At 65.6% G+C, this 26,806-nt stretch carries 24 protein-coding genes; 13 read left to right on the top strand and 11 right to left on the bottom strand.

The window, feature by feature from the left end; translation table 11 throughout:
* Nucleotides 1–2 precede the first annotated feature (2 nt).
* Nucleotides 3–827, top strand: a complete 825-nt coding sequence (locus tag GM672_RS03780; RefSeq protein WP_155469193.1) for a lysophospholipid acyltransferase family protein — start codon at nt 3–5, stop codon at nt 825–827.
* Between the two features lie 40 nt (nt 828–867).
* Here the strand turns inward: GM672_RS03780 and GM672_RS03775 are convergent, their stop codons facing one another.
* Nucleotides 868–1,728: a symmetrical bis(5'-nucleosyl)-tetraphosphatase gene (locus GM672_RS03775; protein WP_155469192.1), complete on the bottom strand. Its 861-nt coding sequence runs from the start codon at nt 1,726–1,728 to the stop codon at nt 868–870.
* A 111-nt stretch (nt 1,729–1,839) separates the two neighbouring features.
* Between GM672_RS03775 and rfbB the strand changes: the two genes are divergently transcribed.
* The 10 genes from rfbB to GM672_RS03725 all read left to right on the top strand — a co-directional run bounded on the left by rfbB (nt 1,840) and on the right by GM672_RS03725 (nt 13,607).
* The gene (rfbB, locus tag GM672_RS03770; protein ID WP_155469191.1) at nt 1,840–2,913 is read left to right on the top strand and encodes a dTDP-glucose 4,6-dehydratase; all 1,074 of its coding nucleotides are present in this window, start codon (nt 1,840–1,842) and stop codon (nt 2,911–2,913) included.
* A complete protein-coding gene (gene rfbA / locus GM672_RS03765; RefSeq protein ID WP_155469190.1) occupies nt 2,910–3,821 on the top strand; it encodes a glucose-1-phosphate thymidylyltransferase RfbA in 912 nt (303 codons plus the stop codon). Before rfbB ends, rfbA begins: the two co-directional genes overlap by 4 nt.
* Nucleotides 3,818–4,363: a dTDP-4-dehydrorhamnose 3,5-epimerase gene (gene rfbC / locus GM672_RS03760; RefSeq protein ID WP_155469189.1), complete on the top strand. Its 546-nt coding sequence runs from the start codon at nt 3,818–3,820 to the stop codon at nt 4,361–4,363. The genes rfbA and rfbC overlap by 4 nt, the downstream gene beginning before the upstream one ends.
* Nucleotides 4,360–5,223, top strand: coding sequence for a dTDP-4-dehydrorhamnose reductase (rfbD, locus tag GM672_RS03755; RefSeq protein ID WP_155469188.1), 864 nt, complete (start codon nt 4,360–4,362; stop codon nt 5,221–5,223). Before rfbC ends, rfbD begins: the two co-directional genes overlap by 4 nt.
* Before the next feature lie 145 nt (nt 5,224–5,368).
* Nucleotides 5,369–6,463 carry an MraY family glycosyltransferase gene (locus tag GM672_RS03750; RefSeq protein ID WP_155469187.1) on the top strand — a complete coding sequence of 365 codons (1,095 nt, stop codon included), beginning with the start codon at nt 5,369–5,371 and terminating at the stop codon, nt 6,461–6,463.
* Between the two features lie 72 nt (nt 6,464–6,535).
* A complete protein-coding gene (locus GM672_RS03745) occupies nt 6,536–6,844 on the top strand; it encodes an H-NS histone family protein (RefSeq protein ID WP_155469186.1) in 309 nt (102 codons plus the stop codon).
* 207 nt (nt 6,845–7,051) lie between these two features.
* Nucleotides 7,052–8,434 carry a phosphomannomutase/phosphoglucomutase gene (locus tag GM672_RS03740; protein ID WP_155469185.1) on the top strand — a complete coding sequence of 461 codons (1,383 nt, stop codon included), beginning with the start codon at nt 7,052–7,054 and terminating at the stop codon, nt 8,432–8,434.
* Nucleotides 8,435–8,467: 33 nt separating this feature from the next.
* Nucleotides 8,468–9,445, top strand: a complete 978-nt coding sequence (waaC, locus tag GM672_RS03735) for a lipopolysaccharide heptosyltransferase I (RefSeq protein WP_155469184.1) — start codon at nt 8,468–8,470, stop codon at nt 9,443–9,445.
* On the top strand, nt 9,445–10,728 hold the full coding sequence (waaA, locus tag GM672_RS03730; protein WP_155469261.1) for a lipid IV(A) 3-deoxy-D-manno-octulosonic acid transferase: 1,284 nt from the start codon (nt 9,445–9,447) through the stop codon (nt 10,726–10,728). The genes waaC and waaA overlap by 1 nt, the downstream gene beginning before the upstream one ends.
* 116 nt (nt 10,729–10,844) lie before the next feature.
* Nucleotides 10,845–13,607: a glycosyl hydrolase 115 family protein gene (locus GM672_RS03725; RefSeq protein WP_170299915.1), complete on the top strand. Its 2,763-nt coding sequence runs from the start codon at nt 10,845–10,847 to the stop codon at nt 13,605–13,607.
* A 72-nt stretch (nt 13,608–13,679) separates the two neighbouring features.
* On the opposite strand, the gene GM672_RS29925 is transcribed toward GM672_RS03725, so the two are convergent.
* The 7 genes from GM672_RS29925 to GM672_RS03690 form a co-directional block, all read right to left on the bottom strand.
* Complete coding sequence (locus GM672_RS29925) at nt 13,680–14,756, bottom strand: M48 family metallopeptidase (RefSeq protein ID WP_308807487.1); 1,077 nt, start codon at nt 14,754–14,756, stop codon at nt 13,680–13,682.
* Nucleotides 14,702–15,394: a lysophospholipid acyltransferase family protein gene (locus GM672_RS03715; protein ID WP_371867023.1), complete on the bottom strand. Its 693-nt coding sequence runs from the start codon at nt 15,392–15,394 to the stop codon at nt 14,702–14,704. Before GM672_RS03715 ends, GM672_RS29925 begins: the two co-directional genes overlap by 55 nt.
* Nucleotides 15,395–15,461: 67 nt before the next feature.
* Complete coding sequence (gene gmhB / locus GM672_RS03710; protein ID WP_155469182.1) at nt 15,462–16,055, bottom strand: D-glycero-beta-D-manno-heptose 1,7-bisphosphate 7-phosphatase; 594 nt, start codon at nt 16,053–16,055, stop codon at nt 15,462–15,464.
* Between the two features lie 7 nt (nt 16,056–16,062).
* A complete protein-coding gene (glyS, locus tag GM672_RS03705) occupies nt 16,063–18,165 on the bottom strand; it encodes a glycine--tRNA ligase subunit beta (RefSeq protein WP_155469181.1) in 2,103 nt (700 codons plus the stop codon).
* An 8-nt stretch (nt 18,166–18,173) separates the two neighbouring features.
* Nucleotides 18,174–19,082 carry a glycine--tRNA ligase subunit alpha gene (gene glyQ, locus GM672_RS03700; protein WP_155469180.1) on the bottom strand — a complete coding sequence of 303 codons (909 nt, stop codon included), beginning with the start codon at nt 19,080–19,082 and terminating at the stop codon, nt 18,174–18,176.
* A gap of 138 nt (nt 19,083–19,220) precedes the next feature.
* On the bottom strand, nt 19,221–20,702 hold the full coding sequence (lnt, locus tag GM672_RS03695; RefSeq protein WP_229417539.1) for an apolipoprotein N-acyltransferase: 1,482 nt from the start codon (nt 20,700–20,702) through the stop codon (nt 19,221–19,223).
* 62 nt (nt 20,703–20,764) lie between these two features.
* On the bottom strand, nt 20,765–21,643 hold the full coding sequence (locus tag GM672_RS03690; protein ID WP_155469178.1) for a CorC family transporter: 879 nt from the start codon (nt 21,641–21,643) through the stop codon (nt 20,765–20,767).
* Nucleotides 21,644–21,795: 152 nt separating this feature from the next.
* Between GM672_RS03690 and GM672_RS03685 the strand changes: the two genes are divergently transcribed.
* A complete protein-coding gene (locus GM672_RS03685; protein WP_188915951.1) occupies nt 21,796–22,821 on the top strand; it encodes a transporter in 1,026 nt (341 codons plus the stop codon).
* A gap of 240 nt (nt 22,822–23,061) precedes the next feature.
* Here the strand turns inward: GM672_RS03685 and ybeY are convergent, their stop codons facing one another.
* Genes ybeY through miaB form a run of 3 tightly spaced genes read right to left on the bottom strand, consistent with a single transcriptional unit; the run spans nt 23,062 to nt 25,956 of the window.
* A complete protein-coding gene (gene ybeY, locus GM672_RS03680) occupies nt 23,062–23,538 on the bottom strand; it encodes an rRNA maturation RNase YbeY (RefSeq protein WP_155469177.1) in 477 nt (158 codons plus the stop codon).
* Nucleotides 23,522–24,577: a PhoH family protein gene (locus GM672_RS03675; protein ID WP_155469176.1), complete on the bottom strand. Its 1,056-nt coding sequence runs from the start codon at nt 24,575–24,577 to the stop codon at nt 23,522–23,524. Before GM672_RS03675 ends, ybeY begins: the two co-directional genes overlap by 17 nt.
* On the bottom strand, nt 24,574–25,956 hold the full coding sequence (gene miaB, locus GM672_RS03670; protein WP_155469175.1) for a tRNA (N6-isopentenyl adenosine(37)-C2)-methylthiotransferase MiaB: 1,383 nt from the start codon (nt 25,954–25,956) through the stop codon (nt 24,574–24,576). The genes GM672_RS03675 and miaB overlap by 4 nt, the downstream gene beginning before the upstream one ends.
* A 426-nt stretch (nt 25,957–26,382) precedes the next feature.
* Between miaB and GM672_RS03665 the strand changes: the two genes are divergently transcribed.
* Nucleotides 26,383–26,748 carry a hypothetical protein gene (locus GM672_RS03665; RefSeq protein WP_155469174.1) on the top strand — a complete coding sequence of 122 codons (366 nt, stop codon included), beginning with the start codon at nt 26,383–26,385 and terminating at the stop codon, nt 26,746–26,748.
* The last annotated feature ends 58 nt before the right edge of the window (nt 26,749–26,806 follow it).

Raw genomic sequence — 26,806 nt, 5'->3', positions numbered from 1 at the left:
GCATGCTCCTCGCCCTGCGCGTGATCCGTCTCGTCCTGCACCTGCTGACCGGGATGGCCATCTGCGCCTTGCTGTTCCCGTGGATCGACCGCGACGCGCGTGAAGTGCACGTGCGGCGCTGGTCGCGCCACCTGCTGGCCATCTGCAATGTGCACGTGCAGATCACGGCCGGCAGCGCGGCGCCGAAAGCGCGTGCGCTGGTGGTGGCCAACCATGTGTCGTGGCTGGATATCTTCGTGCTCAACGCGCTGTATCCCTGCCGCTTCGTGGCCAAGGCCGAGATCCGTTCCTGGCCCCTGGCCGGCTGGCTGGTAGAGCAGGCCGGCACTGTCTTCATCGCGCGCGGCAACCGGCGCGACCTGCGCCGCGCCTTCGAGGGCCTGGTGCAGGCACTGAAGGCGGGCGAGCGGGTGGCCTTCTTCCCGGAAGGGACGACGGCACCGCAAGGCACGCTGTTGCCGTTCCACGCCAACCTGTTCGAGGCGGCCGTCGATGCCAAGTGCCGCGTGCAGCCGTATGCGATCAGCTACGTGGACGACCAGAAGAAACCCCATCCCGGCGTCGAGTTCATCGGCGAGACCACCTTCGTGCAAAGCGTGCTGACCATCCTGGGCGGGCGGCCGATCCGCGCGCGCGTGACGATCCTGCGCTCGATCAAGGGCGAAGGCGCGCACCGCCGCAAGCTGGCCGAAGCCAGCGAGACGGCCATCCGCAAGGCACTGGGCATCGCCGACGAAGTGCCGGCAGACGAAGCCGACACGGAGCCACACGACGACGAGGACGAGGTTGACGAGGCCCCGGCAGCGCAGGCAGCCCGCCGGGCCTGACGCCCGCTATTGCTTGAAAAATGGGGACAGACCCCATTTTTCAGGCAACTTTCCCCACCGCCTTGCGAAACTCCGGGCAGTCCACCTGCAGCAGCGAGCGGTCGTCCAGGCACACGGCCGAGAGCTTGCCGCCCCACACGCAGCCGCTGTCGAGCGCGATCAGCCCCGGCTCGATGCGCAGGCCCAGCGCCGACCAGTGCCCGAACACGACGGTAACGTCCTGGGTGCGCCGGCCGGGTACGGCGAACCACGGCATCAGGCCCGTGGCGGGGTCGACCGTGGCGCTTTCTTTCAACTTGAAATCCATCACCCCATCGGCCGTGCAGAAGCGCATGCGCGTGAGTGCGTTGACGATGCAGCGCAGGCGCGCGCCACCGCGCAAGTCGTCGTCCCAGCGGTCCGGCAGGTTGCCGTACATCTCGGCGAGGAAATCCGTCCAGCCGTCGCCGCGCAGCGCCGTTTCCACTTCGCCCGCCAGGGCCATCGTCTGCTGCGCCGTCCATTGGGGCAACACGCCGCCGTGCACCAGCAGGTGATCGTGGCGCAACAGGGCCATGGGCCGGTGGCGCAGCCACTCCAGCAAGGGCTCGCGGTCGGGCGCGGCCAGGATGGGGTCGAGGGTATCGGAGCCGGAACCGGGGCGGATATCATTGGCCACGGCCAGCAGGTGCAGGTCGTGGTTGCCCAGTACGGCATCGATGCGGCCGCCGCTGCCCTGGGCCAGCGCCTGCACATAGCGCAAGGTGGCCAGCGAATCGGGGCCGCGGTTGATCAGGTCACCGCAGAACAGAATCGTCGGGGGCGCCTGTCCCAATTCGCTTTCGCATGCGAGAATAGCTTCCACAAGCGTTATGGTTTCGGCATGGCAACCTTGCAGGTCACCGATGACATAAGTTCGCATGGACTTCGTCCGCATAGCATTCCAGGTAGCACGATTGCATTTGCACGGCGGCGCGTGCGTCACAGACAATCGAGGTTATTACTAAATCAACATGTTAGAGTGGGATACTAAATGATTTTCGTGACTGGTGGGGCCGGTTTTATCGGCTCGAATTTCGTGCTGGACTGGCTGGCGGGGTCGGATGAACCCGTCCTTAACTTCGACAAGTTGACCTACGCGGGCAATGTCAACAACCTCGCCACGCTGAAGAACGACGCGCGCCACATCTTCGTGCGCGGCGATATCTGCGACGGGCAGCAGGTGCTGGCGCTGCTGCAGGAGCACAAGCCCCGTGCCATCGTGCACTTTGCGGCGGAAAGCCATGTGGACCGCTCGATCCACGGTCCGGCCGAATTCATCAATACCAATATCAACGGCACCTTCGCCCTGCTGGAAGCGGCGCGGGCCTACTGGAGCGCGCTGGACGACGAAGCCAAGGCGGCCTTTCGCTTCCTGCACGTTTCCACCGACGAGGTGTACGGCACGCTGGGGCCGAACGATCCGCCGTTCTCCGAGACCACGGCATTCGCGCCGAACAGCCCCTACTCGGCGTCGAAGGCGGCCTCGGACCACCTGGTGCGCTCGTATCACCACACGTACGGCTTCCCGACGGTGACGACGAACTGCTCGAACAACTACGGCCCCTACCACTTCCCGGAAAAGCTGATCCCGCTGATCATCACCAACGCGCAGGCCGGCAAGCCGCTGCCCATCTACGGCGATGGCCAGCAGGTGCGCGATTGGCTGTATGTCAGCGACCACTGCACGGCGATCCGGCGCGTGCTGGCCGACGGCCGGCTGGGCGAGACGTACAACGTCGGCGGCTGGAACGAGATGGCCAACCTGGACGTGGTGCATACCCTGTGCGACATCCTCGACACGCTGAAACCGAAGGCCGACGGCACCAGCTACCGTGAACAGATCACCTACGTGAAGGATCGCCCGGGCCACGACCGCCGCTACGCCATCGACGCGCGCAAGCTGGAACGCGAACTGGGATGGAAGCCGGCCGAGACCTTCGAGACGGGCATCCGGAAAACCGTGCAGTGGTACCTGGACCACCCGGACTGGGTGGCCGACGTGCAGTCCGGCGCCTACGCCAAGTGGGTGGAAACCAATTACTTCAACCGCGAGGCCGGCCAATGAGCGCAACCCTCGATCCGATCCAGCACCGCAAGGGCATCATCCTGGCCGGCGGCTCGGGCACGCGCCTGTATCCCGTCACCACCAGCGTCTCCAAGCAGCTGCTGCCGATCTACGACAAGCCGATGATCTACCACCCGCTGACGACCCTGATGCTGGCGGGGATGCGCGAGATCCTGATCATCTCGACGCCGCAGGACACGCCGCGCTTCCGTGAGCTGCTGGGCGACGGCAGCCAGTGGGGCCTGCAGCTGTCGTATGCCGTGCAGCCGTCCCCGGACGGGCTGGCGCAGGCCTTCATCATCGGCCGCGACTTCGTCGGCGACGCGCCGTCGGCGCTGATCCTGGGCGACAATATCTATTACGGCAACGACCTCGACGCGCTGCTGCGCAGCGCCGCCTCGGAGCCCAGCGGCGCCACCGTGTTCGCCTATCACGTGCACGACCCGGAACGCTACGGCGTGGTTGAATTCGATGCGCGGCGCCAGGCCGTCAGCATCGAGGAAAAGCCGGCCGTGCCGAAGTCGAACTACGCCGTCACGGGGCTGTACTTCTACGACAACCAGGTGTGCGATATCGCCGCCTCCATCAAGCCGTCCGCGCGGGGCGAGCTGGAAATCACGGACGTCAACCAGGCCTACCTGGACAAGGGCCAGCTGCGCGTGGAGCTGATGGGGCGGGGCATGGCGTGGCTCGACACGGGCACGCACGACTCGCTGCTGGACGCCTCGCAGTTCATCGCCACCATCGAGAAGCGGCAGGGCCTGAAGGTGGCCTGCCCGGAGGAGATCGCATATCGCAAGGGGTATATCGACGCCGAGCAGCTGCGCCGCCTGGCCGAGCCCCTGAAGAAGAACAACTACGGCCAATACCTGATGCAGATCCTGCAGGACAAGGTGATCCCCCGATGAAAGTCATCCCAACGCCCATCGAAGGCCTGCTGGTCATCGAGCCGACCGTGTTCGGCGACGATCGCGGTTACTTCTACGAGAGCTTCAATGCCGCGCGTTTCGCCGACCTGACCGGCGTGCGGCTGGACTTCGTGCAGGACAATCATTCGCGCTCGGCGCGCCACGTGCTGCGCGGCCTGCACTACCAGATCAAGCAGCCGCAGGGCAAGCTGGTACGGGTCGTCAACGGCAGCGTGTTCGATGTCGCCGTCGACCTGCGCAAGAGCTCCGCCACCTTCGGCAAATGGTTCGGCGTCGAGCTGTCGGCCGAGAACAAGCGCCAGTTGTGGATTCCGCCCGGCTTCGCGCACGGCTTCGCCGTCACCAGCGAATTCGCCGAGTTCCTGTACAAGGCCACGGACTACTACGCGCCCGAGCACGAGCGCGCCCTGTTGTGGAACGATCCGGCCGTCGGCATCGAGTGGCCGCTGGACGGGACGCCGCTGCTGTCGGCCAAGGACCAGAAAGCGCTGCCGCTGGCGGACGTGGAAACCTTCGCATGAAGATCCTGCTGACGGGATGCAGCGGCCAGGTCGGCTACGAACTGGAACGCAGCCTGCAGGGCCTGGGCGAAGTGGTGGCGGTGGACCGCGCGCGCATGGACCTGTCCGACCTGGACCAGGTGCGCGAAGTGATCCGCGCCGTGCAGCCTGGCCTGATCGTCAATCCGGCCGCCTACACGGCCGTCGACAAGGCCGAAAGCGAGGCGGCGCTGGCGTATCGCATCAATGCCGAGGCGCCCGGCCTGATGGCCGAGGAAGCAGCACGCCTGGGCGCGGCATTGGTGCACTACTCGACCGACTACGTATTCCCCGGCGACGACCCGGCCGCGCGCGTGGAAGGCGATGCCACCGGTCCGCTGAACGTCTACGGTGCCAGCAAGCTGGCCGGCGAGCAGGCCATCGCCGCCAGCGGGGCGGCGCACCTGATTTTCCGCACCAGCTGGGTATACGGCATGCGCGGCAAGAACTTCCTGCTGACGATGCTGCGCCTGGCGCGTGAGCGCGACGAGCTGCGCGTCGTGGCGGACCAGCATGGCGCGCCGACATGGAGCCGCACCATCGCCGACAGCACCGCACAGGTGCTGGCGCACGCCCGGGCCGCCAACTTCGACCCGGCCTGGTGGCGCGAGCACGGCGGCATCTATCACCTGAGCAGCCAGGGCCAGACCACGTGGTTCGAGTTCACCCAGGCCATCGTCGCGCAGGCCGGCATCGACTGCCGGCTCGTACCCATCACGACGGCGGACTACCCGACGCCGGCCCGGCGGCCCCGGTATTCGGTGCTGTCCAGCGAACGCCTGCTGCAGCGCTTTGTCGACCTGCCGCACTGGCAGGATGCACTGCGCCTTTGCATGGCGTAAGGTGCCCCAGGACCGCCGGCCGTGCTGGCCCGGCGGTTTTTCCAGTTTCCCCCCATTAATCCGGTACAATCGCTGGTTGGCATTCGAGCATGCCACTGCTGCAATGCGTCAAAAGCGCCAGCTTCTCACCACGATTAATCCATAAATGTTTTCCTTCCTCGTAAGCTTCATTGCGTCCGCGTTGCTGACTCTTCTGGTCATCAAAGAAGGGCGCCTGCACGGGCCGGCGCTCGACACCGATTTTCACGGCGTGCAGAAAGTCCACGCCCATTCGGTTGCCCGGATTGGCGGCCTGTCGATTTTCCTGGCGGTCGGCCTGTCGGCCTGTATTTCCGTCTGGCGCGTGCCGGCAATGACGACGTGGATGCTGTCGCTGATGGCCTGCTCGGCCTGCGCTTTTATCGGCGGCATCGTCGAGGATTACACGGGCCGCGTCAGCGCACTGCGGCGCCTGATCCTGACGATGATCGCGGCCCTGCTGGGTTATTACCTGCTCGACGCCCGTATCGACCGGATCGACTGGGTGGCCGATGCCTGGCCCTTGCCGTATATATGGCTGACGTTGCCGTTGACGATCCTGTCGGTAGCCGGTATTGCCAATGCCATTAATATCATCGACGGATTCAACGGCCTGGCCAGCGTCGTCACCATTTGCATGCTGCTGTCGCTCGGTTATGTTGCGCTGCAGGTCAACGATATGTTCGTGCTGGTGGCGGCCCTGATGGTGGCCGGTGCCACCGCCGGTTTCCTGATCTGGAACTATCCCGTCGGCCTGATTTTCCTGGGCGACGGTGGCGCTTATTTTATCGGTTTCATGCTGGGGGAGCTGGCATTGCTGCTGGTCATGCGCAATCCGCAGGTATCCACATGGTACGCCGCCTTGCTGTTGATCTATCCGGCATTCGAAACGCTGTTTTCCGTCTATCGCCGGATGTTCATTCGCGGCAAATCCCCGGCCATGCCCGACGGGATTCACTTGCACAGCCTGATCTTCCGCCGCGTCGTGCAATGGGCCGTGGGGCGCAAGGATGCACGCGCGCTGATGCGCCGTAATTCGCTGACTTCCCCTTATCTGTGGATGTTCTCGCTGATGGCGGTTATTCCTGCGACGGTATTTTGGCGCTACACCTGGGTGCTGATGCTGTTTTGCTGCCTGTTCATTATCAGTTATGTCTGGTTATACGTGCGCATCGTGCGTTTCAAAGCGCCGCGCTGGATGATTCGCCACAAAAGAAACTAGTAAAAATTCCTCGTTGGTGTATATTTCCGTCAGAATCACTTTTCCAGTAAAATTTATATAAAGGAAAGCACGATGGATCTGTCGAATTTATCGGCCAAGGAATTGCGCCAACTGCAGGACCAAATTGTCCGCGAACTGAAAAAACGCGAAGGCCAGGATCTGCAGAAAGCCCGCGACGAGATTTTCGCGATTGCCCAGCGCGTCGGCCTGCCCGTGAAAGACCTGATCGCCACGGGTGGTCGCGGTAAAGGCAGCACCGTCGCCGCACGTTATCGCAATCCGGGTGATACTACCCAGCAATGGACCGGCCGCGGCCGCCAGCCGAAATGGGTCAAGGAATATCTCGACTCCGGCAAGTCGATCGAAGACCTGCGTATCTGATCGTTTGATCCGCCGCCCGGGGATTGCCGCAATCCCCTCGCCGGCGCGGCCGCCTTCCCGCCGTATCTGCCGCCGCAAGCTGCCGCGCGGCAGGCCCCACCCGGCCACGGTCGAGCGGGGCTTGCCTGATGCCGGTATCGCACTTACTATACCGATGTTTCCAATCTTGAAAGCCGGCCGTTCGCGCCTGGCATCGCCCACATCCCTATGGTCTCCCTGTCCAAAACTATCTTCAAAGCTTACGATATCCGCGGCATCATCGATAAAACCCTGGATGCTGGCGTCGCCCGCAAGATCGGTCACGCCTTTGGCCTGGCGGCGGTAGCCCGCGGTGAAAAGAGCGTTGTCATCGGCCGCGACGGCCGCCTGTCCGGCCCCGAGCTGTCCGCCAGCCTGGCCGAAGGCCTGCAGTCGGCCGGCGTCGATGTGATCGACCTGGGCATGGTGGCCACGCCGATGGTCTACTTCGGCACGAATGTGCTGGAAGCCCGCTCCGGCATCATGGTCACGGGCAGCCACAATCCGCCCGACTACAACGGCTTCAAGATGGTGCTGGCCGGCGAGGCAATTCACGGCGAGGCCATCACGGGCCTGTACCAGAGCATCCTGGACAACGAAGGCAAGGTCGCGGCGCAGCCGGGTGCCTACCGTACCCACGATATCCGCGCGGCCTACCTGGAACGCATCATCGGCGACGTCAAGGTGGCGCGCCCCATCAAGATCGCCGTGGACTGCGGTAACGGCGTGGCCGGCGCCTTCGCCGGCGACCTGTATCGCGGCATGGGCTGCGAAGTCATCGAGCTGTTCTGCGATGTCGACGGCACCTTCCCGAACCACCACCCCGACCCGGCCCACCCGGAAAACCTGCAGGACCTGATCCGCTGCCTGCAGGAGACCGATGCCGAGATCGGCCTGGCCTTCGACGGCGACGGCGACCGCCTCGGCATCGTCACCAAGGACGGCCAGATCATCTACCCGGACCGCCAGATGATGCTGTTCGCGGCCGACGTCCTGTCGCGCAATCCGGGCGAGCAGATCCTGTACGACGTGAAGTGCACGCGCCACCTGGCGCCCTACATCACCAAGCACGGCGGCCAGCCGCTGATGTACAAGACCGGCCACTCGCTGGTGAAGGCCAAGCTGAAGGAAACCGGCGCCCCGCTGGGCGGCGAGATGAGCGGCCATATCTTCTTCAAGGACCGCTGGTACGGCTTCGACGACGGCCTGTACGCCGGCGCGCGCATGCTGGAGATCCTGACGAAGGAACAGGACCCGTCGGCCCTGCTGAACGCCTTGCCGCAATCGGACAGCACGCCCGAACTGCACCTGCACCTGAACGAAGGCGAGAACTTCGCGCTGATGGACAAGCTGCGCAGCGATGCCACTTTCCCGGGCAACCAGCAGATCATCACCATCGACGGCCTGCGCGTGGAGTACGAGGACGGCTTCGGCCTGGCCCGTTCGTCCAACACCACGCCCGTCATCGTGATGCGCTTCGAGGCCGAAACCCCGGCCGCGCTGGCTCGCATCCAGGGCCAGTTCCGCGATGTCATCCTGGCCGCCAAGCCGGACGCCGAGCTGCCGTTCTGAGGCCGTACCGAAGCCGACGCCCGAAGAAGTCAGATGAATATCCTGCTGGTGCGCGTCTCCTCGCTGGGAGACGTGCTGCATAACCTGCCCATCGTGGCGGACATCCGCCGCCACTTCCCCGATGCGAAGATCGACTGGGTGGTGGAGGAGGGCTACGTCAGCCTGGTGCGCTTGAACCCGCAGGTGCGCAACATCATTCCGTTCGCGCTGCGGCGCTGGCGCAAGAAGCTTGGCGACGCAAGCGTGCGGGCGGAAATCAAGCAGTTCTTCCGCACGCTGCGCGCGCAGGAGTACGACTACGTATTCGACACCCAGGGCCTGCTGAAGACGGGTGTCATCATGGGCGCGGCCCGGGTGGCGCGCGGCGGGCAGAAGGTCGGCCTGGCCAACGGCAGCGAAGGCTCCGGCTACGAAGGCATCTCGCGTCTGTTCCACTCGAAAAGCATTCCCCTCGATCCCCGCACCCACGCGGTGGCGCGCGGCCGGCTGGTCGTGGCCGCGGCGCTGGGCTACGGGGTCGACACGCCGGCCGACTTCGGCCTGCCCGACGTATCGCCGCACGATCCGAAGCCGGGCTGGATGCCGGCCGAACCGTACGCCGTGTACTTCCACGGCACCGCGCGCGACGCCAAGAAGTGGGCGCCGGCCAATTGGATCGCCCTGGGCCACGCGCTCTCGCCGATGCCGATCCTGCTGCCCTGGGGCTCGCCGAAGGAGAAGGCCGAAGCCGAAACCCTGGCGGCAAGCCTGCCGAACGCCCGCGTTCTGCCGCAGCTGTCGATGGCGGATGCCGTGCTGCTGGCGCGCCATGCCGCGCTGGCCGTCGGCGTCGACACGGGCCTGACCCATATCGCCGCCGCGTTCAGCCGGCCGGTGGTGGAAATCTACTGCGACTCGCCACGCTGGAAGACCGAGGGCAACTGGTCGCCCCGCATCGTCAACCTGGGCGACAAGGGTGCGCCGCCGTCCGCACCGGAAGTCATCGAGGCGGCCAAGAGCCTGCTCCGATGATGCGCTTCCTGTACACCCTGGTCTGGTGGCTGGCGCTGCCGCTGGTGCTGCTGCGCCTGTGGCTGCGCGGCCGCCATGAGCCGGGCTATCGCCGCCACTGGAACGAGCGCCTCGGCCTCTACGGGCGCCGCGCCGCCAACGACGAGCCGCCCACCGTGTGGGTGCATGCCGTCTCCGTCGGCGAGACGCGCGCGGCCGAACCGCTGGTCGATGCGCTGCTGAAGCAGTATCCGAAGGGGCGCATCGTGCTGACCCATATGACGCCGACCGGCCGCGCCACCGGCAAGAGCCTGTTCGGCAAGCACGGCGCGCGCGTGGTGCAGTCCTACCTGCCCTACGACATGCCGGCGCTGGTGCGCCGCTTCATCCGCCATTTCGAGCCGCGCGTGTGCATCCTGATGGAGACGGAAGTGTGGCCGAACCTGATCGCCCAGTGCGGTCGCCAGAAGGTGCCCGTGGTACTGGCCAATGCGCGCCTGTCGGAACGGTCGCTGCGCAAGGCGCAGAAACTCGGGGCGGTGATGCGCGAAGCCGCCGCCGGCATCTCGCTGGTGGCCGCGCAGACCGAGGACGATGCGCGGCGCGTGCGCCAGCTGGGCGTCACCAATGTCGCCGTCACGGGCTCGATCAAGTTCGACGTGATGGTACCGCCGGCCATGATGGCCACCGGCACGCGGCTGCGCCAGCAGTTCGGCAGCAACCGCCCCGTGCTGCTGTGCGCCAGCACGCGCGAAGGCGAGGAGGAACTGATCCTCGATGCCTTCCGCTCCGCACTCGACCTGCCGGCTGGGACCCTGCTGGTGCTGGTGCCGCGCCATCCGCAGCGTTTCGACGCGGTGGAGGCCATGGTGCGTGAGCGGTCACTGCCGGTGCAGCGCCGCTCCACGCTCGAAACGGGCACCATCATCGAGCCGCGTACCCGCGTCGTGCTGGGCGATTCGATGGGCGAGATGTTCGCCTATTACGCCGCCTGCGACGTCGCCTTCATCGGCGGCAGCCTGCTGCCGCTGGGAGGCCAGAACCTGATCGAAGCGGCGGCGCTGGGTAAGCCCGTGCTGATCGGCGAGCACACCTTCAATTTCGCCCAGGTGACGGAAGACGCCCTGGCCGCCGGCGGTGCCGCCCGCGTCACCGGCGCGGCCGACCTGATGGCGCAGGCGTCAAGCCTGCTGGCCGATCCGGCCCGGCGCACAGCCATGGGTCAGGACGCCCAGGCCTTCGCCAACCAGCATCGCGGCGCGACCGAGCGCACCATGGCGCTGCTGCCCGCCGTCGGCGAATAGCGCGAAGCCGCGTTGGCAGTTCGGTGTCAGACACCGAACTGCCGGCACTGGTGCTGGCCAATCACTCACGCCGATGAGCGGCGCAGCAGGCCTGCCGGGCGACACCCGATGCTAGTATGCCTGCATCCCCACGTGCGCTGCGCCCCATGCACCTTCGCTGCTGCTTCCTGCTGCTGTTCACGCTGCTCGGCATGACCTGCGCGCGCGGTGCCGTCTTTCCACTGGCGGGCGCTGCCATCCTGGCCGAGGACGACGTGACGATGGCGCTCGCCGCAAAGCTGCTGCAGCGCGACCTGGCGGCCGTCACCGGCACGCCGGCAAGGCGCGCGGCGACCTTGGAGGATTGCGGCGCCGTCTGCATCGTCATCGGGCGCCACGACGCGCCGCTGTTGCACACGATTGCAATAACCGAAGGGCTGGACTTCGCCGCGCTGGCGGGCGGGCGGGAGCGCTATATCCGCGTCGGCATCGACTCGCGCCAGCGGCCTGGCACGCGCCTGCTCGTCATCGCCGGCGCCGATACACGCGGCGCCATCTACGGCACCGTCGACCTGACGCGCGAACTGGGCGTGTCGGCGTGGGAGTGGTGGGCCGACGTCAAGCCCGTGGTGCAGGCAGCCCCCGTGGTGCGCGGCGAGCGCCTGCTGTCGGACACGCCGTCGGTGCGCTACCGCGGCGTCTTCCTGAACGACGAGGACTGGGGCCTGCAACCCTGGGCCGCCGGGTTCGATCCCGCCGGCGACCTTGGCCCCACTGCCTACGCGCGCATCTTCGAACTGCTGTGGCGCCTGAAAGCCAACCTGGTATGGCCGGCCATGCACGATTCGACCCGGCCGTTCTACAGCATCGCCGGCAACGCCGAGACGGCGCGCGACCATGCCATCATCGTCGGCACCTCGCACGCCGAGCCGATGCTGCGCAATAACGTGCGCGAATGGCGCAAGGAGGATGGCCCCTTCAACTTCTTCACCAACCGCGCCGTACTGGCACGCTACTGGCAACAGCGCGTCGAGGCCGTGCGCGGCTTCGAGAACATCTACACGGTGGGGATTCGCGGCGTGCACGACTCGGCCATGGAAGGCGCCACTACGCTGGACCAGGCCCGCGCCGGTGTCGCCGCCGCCATCGACCTGCAACGTGGGCTCCTGGCCGGCGCGCAGCGTCGCCCGGCCGCGCAGGTACCGCAGGTACTGACCGTCTACAAGGAAGTCCTGGAAATCTACAACAGCGGCCTGCGCGTCCCCGACGACATCACGCTGGTCTGGCCCGACGATAACTACGGCTACCTGCACCAGCTTGGCACCCAGGCCGAGGCGCGCCGCGGCGGCGGGGCGGGGCTGTACTACCACTTGTCGTACTGGGGCCGGCCGCACGACTATCTGTGGCTGGCCACGACCCACCCGGGCCTGATCCGCGACCAGCTCCAGCGCGCGTTCGCGACGGACACGGACCGCCTCTGGGTCGCCAACGTGGGCGACATCAAGCCGGGCGAATACCTGACCCAGTATTTTCTCGACGCCGCCTTCGACCGGCGCGTGCTGGAGCGCCCGGCGGCGCAGCACCTGCGCGCCTGGATGGCGACGCAATTCGGTGCCGCGCATGCCGGCGCCATCGCCGATGTCATGATGGGTTTCTACCAGCTGGCATGGGAGCGCCGCCCCGAGTTCATGGGTTTCAGCCAGACCGAGCCCACCACGCCGACGCGGCAAAGCGATTACCTGCAGTCGGGCGGCGAGGAAGCCGAGCTGCGGCTGGAACGCTATGCGGACCTGGTCACGCGCGCGCAATCCATCGCCGCCGCTCTCCCCGAAGAGCGCCGCGACGCCTACTTCCAGCTGGTGCTGTATCCCGTGCGCGCCGCCGCCAGCCTGAATGCGCGCATCCTGAAACTGGACCTGGCCGCCCAGTATGCCCGCGCGGGCCGTCCCGCCGCGAAAAGCCATGCCGCCGGGGCCCGCGCCGCGCAGGCGGCCATCGACGCCGATACGGCGCGGTACAACGCGCAGGCCGGCGGCAAATGGCGCGGCATGATGGACGCGGCGCCACGCCGGCTGCCCGTGTTCGCCTCTCCCGCCTGGCCTGCCTACGAGATGCCGGCCCGCAGCGGCTGCGCCCTGGCATATCCGGCTACGCTGTCGCAGCAGGGCGGCATGCTGTCGTTCACGCGGGGCCGGCCGGCGACGAAGACGTTGACCGTTTTCGCCCACGATGCCACGCACTGGTCGGCCGGGCCCGTGCCCGCAGGCCTGCGGCTGTCGCCAGCAAGCGGCCAGCTCGACGCGGCCAACGGCCAGGAGCAGCGCATCGCCGTCAGCTACGACGGCAGCGATATCGGGCCGCTGGCGCTGGAGTGTGGCGGCAAGACGATCCAGGCGGAGGTGCAGCTGGCCCCCGGGGCAGACGTGGCGACGGAGCATGACCGGATCATCACCTTGCCCGCCACGGCGGCGCGGGCCGATGCCGGCTGGAGCACGGTGGACGTGGGCAGCTTCGGCGCGGCCATGCGTTCCGCCTTCGCGCTGCCGTCGCGTCCCCCGGCCCTGCGTTACAGCTTCCACAGCCATACGGCGGGCCCGGCGCGCATCCGCATCGTCGCGCTCCCGGTGCACCCGCTGACGTCGCGGCATCGGCTGCGTATCGGCGTGGCGCTGGACCGCCAGGAACCGGCGACGTTCGACTTCGCCACGCACGGCCGCAGCGACGAGTGGAAGCGCAATGTGCTGTCGAATACAGCCGTGCGGGAATGGACCGTGCCGGCACTGACGCCGGGCCGGCACGAACTGGTCATGCGCGCCCTCGATCCGGGTTTCATCCTGGACCGCATCGACATCCTGTTCGACGGCGCCCCGGCCTACTACGGCAGGGCCCCTAGCCGCTGAAACCGGGGACAGTCCCCTGTTTCCAGGCAATGATTGCTTCAAAACAGGGGACTGTCCCCGGTTTTGGCGCGTTCAGGTCCACAACACCGGCAACTCCTGCGAGCGCCGCCGCAGTAGCTGCTTGGCTTCCTCGTAGCGCGGGTAGACCCGTTCGACGTGGGCCCAGAAGCGGGGGCTGTGGTTCATTTCGAGAATGTGTGCCAGTTCGTGGGCGACGACGTAGTCGATCAGCGGCAGCGAGTATTGCAGCAGTTTCCAGTTCAGGCGGATCACCCGGCCCACCGTGCACGAGCCCCAGCGCGTGCCGGCCGAGGACAGCGAGAACGACGCGTACTGCACGCCCACGCGGGGCGCGTACAGGTCCAGGCGCTGCTCGAACAGGCCCTCGGCCTGCTGCATGTACCAGTTCTTGACCCGTTCGCGCACCAGCAGCTCGGTGGCGCCCGGAACCAGGCCCATTCTCAGCTCCTGCGTGGCCGGATCGAATTCCGTGCGGTTGCGCGCGGCCGCATACAGGCGCAGGGTGATTTCGCCGCCTAGGTAGGGCAGCCTGGCGCCGTCGATCCATTCGACGGGCGGCTTTTCCAGGCGGGCGGCGCGGCGCTGGCGCCGTTCGTCCAGCTTCGTCATGATCCAGTTGCGCTTGGCGCGGATCGCGTTCTCGATATCGTCGATGGTGCAGCGTTTCGGCGCCGTCACGCGCAGGCCGTCGTCGTCGATCATGAAGCCGATCGAGTTGCGGGGCGAGCGGCGCAGCATGTATTCCAGGATGAATTCGCCCACCAGCAGCTGGCGCTTGTCCAGGCCGGGCAAGGGCGGCGCCACGACGGGATCGGGCCGCCGCAGCGGCACGGGAGGGCGCAGCAGGTTGACCGTGGCCGGTGCCGGGATGGGAAACGAGGAAGGGAACGACGGCGAGGAAGGCGCCTGGGTGGCGCTGGTGGTGCTGGTGGAAATAGCGGAAGAATCGGAAGGCGCGGCGGAAATGGCCGACGATGGCGCCGCGCTGGCGGCGCCGGAAAGGTCCGGCTGGCGGCTTGTTTCGCCGCCTATCGATTGGTCCTGCGCCGCCGGCCTGTCCTTTGCGAGGCTGTCTAGCCAGCGTTGTAGGCGTGGGGCGAAATGACGCGCATTTCTGATTCTATCCACTGTTCCACCTGCTCCATCATGCTGTCGGGCGTGTGCCCTTCCGGCGAGATCGGCTTGCCGACGGAAACCGTGACCTTGCCCGGATATTTGATAAACGAATTCTTCGGCCAGCACTCGCCGGAGTTCAGCGCGATCGGCACGACCGGCGCATTGGTCTCGATGGCCAGGCGCGTGCCACCGCTTTTATACTTGCCGGCCTGGCCGACAGGAATGCGGGTGCCTTCCGGGAACATGATAATCCATTGGCCGTCTTTCAGGCGACGTTTGCCGTGTGCGACCACCATCCGGAACGCATTCTTGCCCTGTTTGCGGTCGATCGGGATCATGCGCAACAACGCGATGCCCCAGCCGAAGAAGGGAATGTACAAAATCTCCTTCTTGAACACGAACACGAGCGGGCGTGGCAGATTCGCCAACAGGAAGATGGTTTCCCATGCCGACTGGTGCTTCGACAGGATGATGGCCGGGCTGTCGGGGAAATTCTCGAAGCCCTTGAATTCGTAGCGGATGCCGCAAATGACCTTGGCGGTCCAGATGATGAATACGTTCCAGCGCGACGTGACCCAGTAACGCTTGTTGTACGGCAGGGGCGCTGCCAGCATGCAGACAAAACACCAGATCACGGTGGCGATTGCCATCACCACCGAGAACAACAGGGAACGCAAAAACAGAACGGCTTTACGCAATGCGGCTCTCCAGACGATTTCAGTTGACCGCCGCGATGGCGGCGGGTTGTTTCAGGATGTCCTGCACGGTGGCGGCCAGGTCGGGGAAGACGCTGGTGCCCGGCGGCAGGCCGCCCGTCACGTGGGTCTTCTCGCCCTTGCCCGTCAGGACCAGGTAAGGCACGCAGCCGCTGATGAAGCCGGCCTGCAGGTCGCGCAGCGAGTCGCCCACCGTCGGCACGCCTTTCAGGCTGACCTTGTAGCGCTTCGAGATCTCGGCGAACATGCCCGGTTTAGGCTTGCGGCAGTCGCAGTTGTCGGCCGCCGCGTGCGGGCAGAAGAACACGGCATCGATGTCCGCGCCCACCTGCAGCGCCAGCCGGTGCATCTTGGCGTGGATCGCGTTCAGGGTCGTGATGTCGAACAGCTGGCGCGCGATGCCCGACTGGTTCGACGCGATCACCACCCGATAGCCCGCCTGGTTCAGGCGGGCTATCGCTTCGAGCGAGCCGGGGATGGGAATCCATTCCTCGGGCGACTTGATGAAGTCCGGGGAGTCGTGGTTGATCACGCCATCCCGGTCCAGGATGATGAGCTTTTGCTGCGTCAGCTTCGGGTGCGGCGCTTGCGGCATCGTTTCCTCAGGCAGCCAGTTTCGAGATGTCGGCCACGCGGTTCATCATGCCGTGCAGGGAGGAGAGCAGCGCCAGGCGGTTGTTGCGCAGTGCCAGGTCGTCTGCCATCACCATCACGTCGTTGAAGAAGGCGTCGACGTCGTCGCGCAACTGCGCCAGCGTCTTCAGGGTGCCGGTGAAATCGCCGGCGGCGAATGCCGCGTCCACTTCCGGCTGCACGCGCGTGACGGCGGCGGCCAGGTTCTTCTCCGCCGTGTCCTGCAGCAGGGCCGGATCGACCGCGCCGGCCTGGGCCAGCGCCGTCTCGTTCTTCTTCAGGATATTGGTGATGCGCTTGTTGGCCGCGGCCAGCGAGCTCGATTCCGGCAGCGCGGCAAAGGCCTGCACCGCTTCCAGGCGCTGGACGATGTCGTCCAGGCGGTCCGGGTTCTGCGCCACCACCGCCTCGATCTCGTTCGGCGTGAAGCCCCGCTCGCGCAGGATGCCGCGCAGGCGGTCCATGAAGAAGGCAGCCACTTCGCCGGACGGGTCCTTGAAGTTGGCCACGCCGGCGAACTGCGCGGCCGCGTCGGCCAGCAATCCGGAAATGGCCAGCGGCAGGCGCTTCTCGATCAGCATGCGCAGAACGCCCAGGGCGTGGCGGCGCAGCGCGAACGGGTCCTTGTCGCCGGTCGGCTGCAGGCCGATGGCCCAGATGCCCACCAGCGTTTCGAGCTTGTCGGCCAGCGCCACGGCAGTGCCTGTGGCCGTCGACGGCAGGGCGTCGCCGGCGAAGCGGGGCTGGTAGTGCTCCGAGGCGGCCAGCGCCACGTCTTCCGGTTCGCCGTCATGACGGGCGTAGTAGGTGCCCATGATGCCCTGCAGTTCCGGGAATTCGCCCACCATGTCGGTCAGCAGGTCGGCCTTGGACAGGCGCGCGGCCCGTTCGGCCAGCGCCACGTCGCCGTTCAGGCGCCCGGCAATGGCGGCGGCCAGCGCCGTCACGCGCTCGCTGCGTTCGGCCTGGGTGCCCAACTTGTTGTGGTAGACGACATTCTTCAGTTGCGGCAGGCGCGACTCGAGGGACTTCTTCTTGTCCTGCTCGAAGAAGAACTTGGCGTCCGACAGACGCGGGCGCACGACGCGCTCGTTGCCGCCGATGATGGCCTGCGGCGTGTCGGTGGCGATGTTCGACACGATCAGGAAGCGCGAGCGCAGCTTGCCGTTCGCATCCGTCAAGGCGAAGTATTTCTGGTTGGTCTGCATCGTCAGGATCAGGCATTCCTGCGGCACGGCCAGGAACTCTTCCTCGAAGCGGCATTCGTACACCACCGGCCATTCGACCAGGGCCGTCACTTCTTCCAGCAGCGCCTCGGGCATCAGCACCTGGTCGGCGCCGGCTTTTTCCAGCAGCGCGCGGCGGATCTGTTCACGGCGCTCGTCGAACGAGGCGATCACCTTGGCCTGCTCCAGCAGGGTGGCGGCATAGCTGTCGGCATGCGGCACCGTCACGGCACGCTGGCCGGGAGCGGTCAGGAAGCGGTGGCCTTCCGTCACGTTGGCGGCGCTCAAGCCCAGCAGGGTCAATGGCAGCACCTGGTCGCCGAACAGGGCGATCAGGCTGTGGGCCGGGCGCACGAACTGCACGGTGGTGCCGTCCGGGCGCTGGTAGCTCATCACCTTCGGGATCGGCAGCTTGGCCACCGATTCTTCGAGTGCCGTCTGCAGGGCCGTGGCCAGTTGCGTGCCAGGCGCCGTGTAGGTATGGAAGAAGCTTTCGGCCTTGCCGTCCTGGGCGCGTTCCAGGTCCGCTACCTGCAGTTCGGGGAAGCCCAGTGCAGCCAGCTTCTTCGCCAGCGGCGGGGTGGGATTGCCTTCCTTGTCCAGCGCCACCGACACAGGCAGCACCTTTTCGCGGATGGATTTGTCCGGCGAGACGTCGCGCACGTTGGTGATCGAGACGGCCAGGCGGCGCGGCGTGGCGTAGGCGGTGGCGACGCTGTCGTCCGACAGGAAGTCGCGTGCCTTCAGGCCGTTCACGATGCCGGCGGCAAAGGCAGCGCCCAGTTTCGACAGCGCTTTCGGCGGCAGTTCTTCGGTCAGCAGTTCAATCAGGAGAGTCTGGGTCATGGCGGTAGTCATTGGGCGGCGGCGCCGTTCAGCATGGGGAAGCCGAGGCGTTCGCGGGAATCGTAATAGGCTTGCGCGACCAGGCGCGACAGGGTGCGCACGCGGCCGATGTAGGCGGCGCGCTCCGTCACGGAGATGGCGCCGCGCGCGTCGAGCATATTGAAGCTGTGCGAGGCCTTCATGATCTGCTCGTAGGCCGGCAGGGTCAGTTGCAGCTCGACGAGGCGCTTCGCTTCCGATTCATGGTTGGCGAATTGGGCGAACAGCAGCTCCGTGTTGGCGTGCTCGAAGTTGTAGGTGGACTGCTCCACTTCGTTCTGGTGGAAGACATCGCCGTACTTCAGCGTCTTCTTCACGCCGGCCTCTTCCCACTCGGTCCACACCAGGTCATACACGTTTTCCACGCCCTGCAGATACATGGCCAGGCGTTCGATGCCGTAGGTGATCTCGCCCAGCACGGGCTTGCAATCGAGGCCGCCGACCTGCTGGAAGTAGGTGAACTGCGTCACTTCCATCCCGTTCAGCCACACTTCCCAACCCAGGCCCCAGGCACCCAGGGTGGGGCTTTCCCAGTCGTCCTCGACGAAGCGCACGTCGTTCTGCTTCAAATCCAGGCCCAGCGCGGCCAGCGAACCCAGATACAGGTCGAGGATGTTTTCCGGCGCGGGTTTCAGCACCACCTGGTACTGGTAGTAGTGCTGCAGGCGGTTCGGGTTTTCGCCGTAGCGGCCATCCTTCGGGCGGCGCGACGGCTGCACGTAGGCGGCGCGCCATGGCTCGGGGCCGATCGCGCGCAGGAAGGTACCGGTGTGGAAAGTGCCCGCGCCGACTTCCATGTCATATGGCTGGAGCAGGGCGCAGCCTTGCTGGTCCCAGTAGGATTGCAGCGTCAGGATAATTTGTTGAAATGTGAGCATTGTATTGGTTCGGTGACGCGCCGGGGCGCGAGCGAGTGGGTAGCTGGAATGCTGAAACGGCCCATTTTAGCGGTTTTTATAACGGACTAGTAGAGCGGGCCTGCCGCCGCAGGCCCCTTCGCGCCGATCACGCCGCGATCACGCCGCCCTGGCAGCCTTGCGCGACCACAGCCAGGCCGCCAGGATGGCCAGCGCCGCCAGCAGCAGGATGGCGCGGTTCTGCAGGTGGATATACGGCGTCTTGCCCGTCATGCCTTGCACGCGCGCGGCCAGCACGCCCGGCTGGTACCACGGCAGGCTGGCCTGGACGATGCCGTGGCTGTCGATGACGACGGTGGCGCCGGAGTTGGTTGCCGCCAGCATCGGGCGCCCCGTCTCCATCGTGCGCATCTGCGAAATCTGCAGGTGCTGCGGGATGGCCACCGACTCGCCGTACCAGGCCAGCTCCGACACGTTCAGCAGGATGGTGGCCTGCGAGCCGTCGTTCAGCTGCTCCGCGATCTCCTCGCCGAAGTTGTTCTCGTAGCAGATATTGGGCAGCACGCGCTGGTCCTTCACGGCGAAGGCCGGCTGCAGCACATCGCCACGGGTCTGGTCGCCCAGCGGGATCGACATCATGTCCGTGAACCAGCGAAAGCCCGGCGGAATGAATTCGCCGAAGGGCACCAGGTGGTGCTTGTCATAGCGATAGGGCTTGCCCGTCGGGGCCAGGCCCATGACGCTGTTGGCGTAGCGGGTCGGGCTGTCGGCCATCGGCATGCCCAGCACGATGGCGCTGCCGCTCTTGCGGGCGAAGCTGCCGAAGCTGTCCAGGTAACCGGGGGGCAGCTGCTGCGGGAACAGGGGAATGCCCGTTTCGGGAATGGCGATCAGGTCGGCCGCTTCGGCCGTCACGGCCTGCTGGTAGTGGCGCAACGTGGCGTGCACGTGGTTCGGGTCGAACTTCTGCGCCAGCGGGATATTCCCCTGGATCAGGCGCACGGAAATGGCGCCACCGACAGGCTGCGTCCACGTCACGTACTGCAGCGCGAAGCCGCCGGCCCACACAGCGGCGATCAGGCCAAGGGCCGTCCATCGGCTGCGGTGCATCAACAGCAGCAGGGCGCCGGCGGTGACGGCGACCAGCCAGCCGATCCCGTACACGCCCAGCACGGGCGCGTAGCCGCCCAGCGGCGAAACGTTATGGGCATAGCCGGAAGCGGCCCATGGGAAGCCCGTGAACAGCCAGCCGCGCGTCCATTCGCTGACGGCCCACAGGGCGGGAAAGACCAGCAGGTTCGCTGCGGGCAGGGGCAGCGCCCATTTCTTGCGCAGCCAGCCCGCCAGGCCCATGGCGGCGGCGCAGTGCCCGCCCATGTAGACGGCCAGCAGCGCAATGGCGATCCACGCCAGCGGCAGCGGCAGGCCGCCGAAGCGGGAGATGGCGATGGTGAGCCAATGCACGCCGGCCAGGCACCAGCCGAAGCCGAAGGCCCAGCCGACCAGCGCGCCGGCCTTGACGGAATCGGCACGCAGGACCTGGTAGAACAGGATAGCGAGGGTCAGCAGCTGGACCGGCCACCAGCCGAACGGCGCGAACGAGAAGATGCTCGCCGCGCCCGCGAGGGCGGCGATGATCATGCGGCTTCGGGTGGAACGCGGTGGCGCGGATGGCTCGCCCGGACGGGCGCGGCGCAGGCGCATCAGTCCTGCTCGTCGATGGCCGGTGGCAGCTTCTCGACCGTCAGCACGTGGATCTGGCGGGCGTCGGCACGCAGCACTTCGAAGCGCAAATTGTCGATGTCGAACACGTCGCCCTTGTGGGGCATGCGCGCCAGGTGTTTCGCCACCAGGCCGCCGATGGTGTCGGCGTCTTCGTCGGACAGGTCCGTGTCGAGTTCTTCGTTGAACTGGCTGATCTCGGTCAGCGCCTTGACGCGCCAGCGCGGGCCGAGCTGGCCTTCCTTGATGGAGATGATGTTGTCTTCTTCTTCATCGAAGTCGTATTCGTCCTCGATGTCGCCGACGATCTGTTCCAGCACGTCCTCGATCGTGATCAGGCCGGCCACGCCGCTGTATTCGTCGACGACGATGGCCATGTGATTGTGGTTGGCGCGGAAGTCGCGCAGCAGCACGTTCAGGCGTTTCGACTCGGGGATGAAGATGGCAGGGCGCAGCATGTCGCGCACGTCGAACGACTCTTCCGCGTAATAACGCAGCAGGTCCTTCGCCAGCACGATGCCGACCACCTTGTCACGTTCGCCCTCGATGGCGGGGAAGCGCGAGTGGGCCGTTTCCAGCACCAGCGGCATCCATTCCTCGATGGGCTTGGAGATATCGATGACATCCATCTGCGAGCGCGGCACCATGATGTCGCGCGCGGACAAGTCCGACACCTGGAACACGCCTTCGATCATCGACAGGGCGTCGGCATCGATCAGATTGCGTTCGTGGGCTTCGTGCAGAACTTCGAGCAGCTCCGAGCGGTTCTCGGGCTCAGGGGAAATCAGGGCGGTGAGTCGCTCCAGGAGCGATCGGTGTGGTTTAGCGTCATTCCTGACGCTACTAGAGTGCTCTTGCATAGTAGGCGTGAGCCATTTGTTTCGAAGGGATATAGGATACACCAAACGGCCCGGCGGGTTCGTTTTTATCAGAATTGCATGCCGTCCCGGCCGTGCAGCGACCACTTGTCACAATCGCCTGCTATGCTGGTGCGGGGGAGGCCGGACGGGGAATGAAAATGCTTTTGGAGGCGGTGGAATACGGATCGGACCAGTGCGGGCTGGTATGCGGCTACCTGTTCGGGCGGCAAGCGCAGCCGATACCGATCGGCGCCGGCGACGCGGTGGCGTGGCTGCGCGAGCGCGCCGCCCATCCGGACGAATTCATCTGGCTGCACTTCAACCTGGCCAATGCCGTCAGCGAAAAATGGCTGCGCGAGCACACGGCGCTGGAGGACGAGTTCTACGACTGCCTGCACGCCGGCTCACGCTCCACCCGCATCGAGCAGGCCGGCGAGACCCTGGTGGCCGTCGTCAACGATGTGCTGCGCGACTTTTCCTTCGAGCCCAGCGACATCTCCAGCATGTATCTGTCGGTCGAGCGCCAGCTCGTCATCAGCGCAAGGCGCAGCCCGCTGCAATCGGTGGAACGGCTGCGCCAGGCCGTGCGCAAGGGCGAGCCGATGGCATCGTCCGTGGTGCTGCTGACGCACCTGCTGCGCGACCAGGCCGATGTATTGATCCGCATCGTGCGCGACGCCACGGGCAAGGTCGACCGCATCGAGGACAATCTGCTGTCCGGCCAGCTGAAGTTCAAGCGGGCCGACCTGGGCGCGCTGCGGCGCGTGCTGGTGCGCCTGCAACGCCTGCTGGCGCCCGAACCGGCCGCGCTGTTTCGACTACTGCAACGCCCGCCCGGCTGGGTCGGCGAGGCGGACCGCCAGGAGCTGCGCGAGGCGAGCGAGGAATTCGCCGTGGCACTGAACGACATCTCGTCGCTGCAGGAGCGCATCAAGCTGCTGCAGGAGGAAATCGCCGCCCTCGTCAACGAAGCGAACAACCGCAGCCTGTACGTGCTGACCATCGTCACCGTGCTGGCCCTGCCGATCAACATCATCGCGGGTCTCCTGGGCATGAACGTGGGCGGCGTACCGCTGGCCGGCGACAGCGGCGGCTTCTGGATCATCGCCGGCATCGTCGCCGTCTTCACGGCCGTGGCGGGCTGGGTGGTGGTGCGCAAGCGGCGCGAGCTGGAGTAGGCGCCGCCACTGCTCAGGCTGTGTCAACATCGGGGGCGAAGCCGGGGTTTCAATGAGCACCGCTCATAGCCAGCGTAGCGGCAAATGGCATGCAGGCCATTTGCCTCTTAAGACCCCGACATGGACACAGGCTCATCTGCAAGTTGCGGCCGAGCTCGTGTCTTTGTCGGGGTCTGACCCCAAGGTGGACACGAGCTCGGCGTTAGCAGGGCGAAAGGGTGGGGAGGGCGGGGCGGGGCGTCAGCCCTGCTTTTCGGCGGCGTAGGGATCGGCGTAGCCGAGCGTGCCGAGGATTTCCGTTTCGATGGATTCCATCTCGTCCGCTTCCTCATCGTCCTCGTGGTCGTAGCCTTGGGCGTGCAGCACGCCGTGGACGATCAGGTGGGCCGTGTGTTCTTCCACCGTCTTGTTCTGCTCGGCCGCTTCGCGCTGCAGCACGTCCGTGCACAGGATGATGTCCGCGCGGGTCGGTTCTTCCTCGGCGATGTCCTCGCCTTCGTTGTAGGCAAAGGTCAGCACGTTGGTGGCGTAGTCCTTGCCCCGGTACTCGCGGTTGAGCTGCTGGCCTTCGGCCGCGTCGACGAAACGGATGGTCAGCTCGGCCGGCGCGAACAGCGCTGCCTTGACCCACTTGCGCAGGGCGGGGCGGGTGATGATGTCCTGCAGGCGCGGGTCGGGGTACTGGACGGACAGGGTCAGCTTATTTTTTTCGGACATTACGGGCAGGGCTCTTCACGGGTTTCAGCAAGGGGGCGATGTCGGCAGTGCTCTGGTGCGCCGTGTCGTAGGCGTCGACGATGCGAGCCACCAGCGGGTGGCGTACCACGTCTTCGCTGGAGAACTGCGAGAACGCGATGCCACGCACGTCGCGCAGCACCTGCACGGCGTCCACCAGGCCGCTCTTCTGGTGCTTGGCCAGGTCCACCTGGGTGACATCGCCCGTGACGACGGCCTTGCTGCCGAAGCCGATCCGGGTCAGGAACATCTTCATCTGCTCGACGGTCGTGTTCTGCGCCTCGTCGAGGATGACGAAGGCGTGGTTCAGGGTGCGTCCGCGCATATACGCCAGCGGCGCGATCTCGATGACCTGCTTCTCGAACATCTTCATCGTGCGGTCGAACCCCAGCAGGTCGTACAGCGCGTCGTACAGGGGCCGCAGGTAAGGATCGACCTTCTGCGCCAGGTCGCCCGGCAGGAAGCCCAGGCGCTCGCCCGCTTCGACGGCAGGGCGCGTGAGCACGATGCGTTTCACCGCGTCGCGTTCCAGTGCATCGACGGCGCAGGCCACGGCCAGGTAGGTCTTGCCCGTACCGGCCGGGCCGATGCCGAAGCTGATGTCGTGCTCCAGGATATTGCGCAGGTAGCGGATCTGGTGCGGCGTGCGGCCGCGCAGGTCGTGGCGGCGCGTCTTCAACGCGGGGCTGGCGATGTCGGGATCGTGGAACGGCGGCTCCTCGTCGTCGTCCGCATCGTTCGGCGCCTGGCTGGTGCGCTGTTCGACCAGGCCCAGCTGCACTTCCTCGACGGGCACGGTCTTGTCGGCCACGGCGTAGAACTTTTCCAGGATCTGCACGGCGCGCTCGGCATTGGTGCCGCTGACGATGAATTTCTCGCCGCGCCGGAAGATCGTCACATCGAGCGCCGCCGAGATCTGGCGCAGGTTCTCGTCCAGCGGGCCGCACAGGTTGGCCAGCCGGGTGTTGTCCAGCGGTTCAGGGATGAAATAGTGGGGCTGAACGGGGATTTTCGTTTTCAAAGGCTAGGTTGTTCCAGGGTAGGCGCGGCGACGGATGATGCAAGAGGCAAAACCAGTTCGCCGCGCAGGGAATAGGACAGGCTCTCGGTAATGCGGATATCCACCATCTTGCCATGGAAGCGCTGCGGCGCGTCGCCACCGTCGAACAGCACGGTGCGGGTATTGCCGGCGCGGCCCGTCAGTTCGTTGCCGCCGTGCTTGGACGGCCCTTCCACCAGCACGCGCATGGTCTTGCCCACCATCGCTTCGCTGTGACGGCGCGTGTTGGCATCGATCAGGGCCTGCAGCCGTTGCAGCCGGGCCAGCTTGGCCTCGTGCGGCGTGTCGTCCACCAGGTTGGCTGCCGGCGTGCCGGGGCGCTTGCTGAAGATAAAGCTGAAACTGTTGTCGAAATCGACATCCTGCACCAGCTTCATCATCGCCTCGAAGTCCTCGTCCGTCTCGCCGGGGAAGCCGACGATGAAGTCCGACGCGATCGTGATATCCGGCCGCACGGCCTTGACCTTGCGGATGATGGACTTGTATTCCAGCGCCGTGTAGCCCCGCTTCATGGCGCCCAGGATGCGGTCCGAGCCGTGCTGGGCTGGCAGGTACAGGTGGTCGGCCAGCTGGGGAATGCGGGCGTAGCAGTCCACCAGGCGCTGCGTGAATTCCTTCGGGTGGCTGGTAACGAAGCGGATGCGCTCGATGCCGGGGATGGCGGCCACGTATTCGATCAGCAGGGCAAAGTCGGCCAGGCCACCATCTTCCATCTGGCCGCGGAAGGCGTTCACGTTCTGGCCCAGCAGCATCACTTCCTTGACGCCCTGGGCAGCCAGCCCGGCCACTTCCGTCAGCACGTCGTCGAAGCGGCGCGACACTTCCTCGCCCCGCGTATACGGCACCACGCAGTAGCTGCAGTACTTGCTGCAGCCTTCCATGATCGACACATAGGCAAAGGCGCCATCGACGCGGGCCGGCGGCAGGTGGTCGAACTTTTCGATTTCCGGGAAGCTGATGTCGACCTGGGGCCGGCCGCTGTGGCGGCGCAGTTCGATCATCTTCGGCAGCCGGTGCAAGGTCTGTGGGCCGAACACCATGTCGACGTGGGGCGCGCGCTTGACGATGGCGTCGCCTTCCTGCGAAGCGACGCAGCCGCCCACGCCGATCAGCAGGGCAGGGTTGGCCTGCTTCAGCTTCTTGAACGTGCCCAGGTCGGAAAACACTTTTTCCTGCGCTTTTTCCCGAACGGAACAGGTGTTCAGGAGAATCACGTCGGCGTCTTCCGGCGTCTCGGTACGGACCAGGCCGTCCGACGCACCCAACAGGTCGGCCATCTTGTCCGAGTCGTACTCGTTCATCTGGCAACCGAAGGTCTTGATAAATACTTTTTTCTGCATCCACGGAGTTTACCGTAATTCACCCCGCGCCGGCCATGCGGCTGTCGTTTCGCGGCCCGCGCCGTCAGCGGCTGAGCAGCTCATCAATGGCGAAATGGCAAGAGTGTGCCGGACATGTCATCATGGCGTAACTATTTCCTGAAAGTTCTTTCGTGCGCCACTACATGATTGCATGTGGTGAAATGACATCGTTGTAAGATTTTTCGCGGAAGATTGATTTCAATTAATCATCGCACTGCATCGCTTGGCTGGAGCGGGCTTGTTTGGGCATAGAATATTGTTGTAAGTGCAATTTTCACCCGGAGGTCGCCGGCCTTTTGCGCCAGTCGTTTTGGCGTAACTCGTTCTGGAACTTATTTGGTAAAACCAAGTCTTCCTTAAGTTCGGAGCTGCATCATTCACCAACTATATAGACGAGGATCAATCATGGCACACCACGCTCTCGCTTCTCAAGAAAGCTATAACCCGAACCACCTGCTGGATATCCTGCTCGGCAAAATGCAGCTGAAAAACGATGCTGCATTGTCGCGTCTGCTTGAAGTGGCTCCTCCCGTCATCAGCAAGATCCGCCACCACCGCCTGCCGGTCGGCGCCTCGCTGCTGATCCGCATGCACGAAGTCACCGGCATGAGCATTCGCGACCTGCGCGACCTGATGGGCGACCGTCGCACCAAGTATCGCCTGTCCGACGCCCAGGGCCGCCCGAAGCCGGAAGACAAGGCTCAGCAAGCCCAGCCTGCACAACAGGCGCAAAAGCCGGAAGGCGGCACCGGCGGCAACTACGCACATTGATGCGTCCCGCACGGGAGGGTACACCCCTCCCGCAAGCGTCCGGGCCCCAAGCCGGGGC

Source organism: Pseudoduganella buxea (assembly GCF_009720835.1).
GTDB classification, from domain to species: Bacteria; Pseudomonadota; Gammaproteobacteria; order Burkholderiales; family Burkholderiaceae_D; genus Rugamonas; species Rugamonas buxea.
The sequence above is the reverse complement of the archived record's forward strand: the minus strand, read 5'-3'. Positions and strand labels throughout refer to the sequence as shown.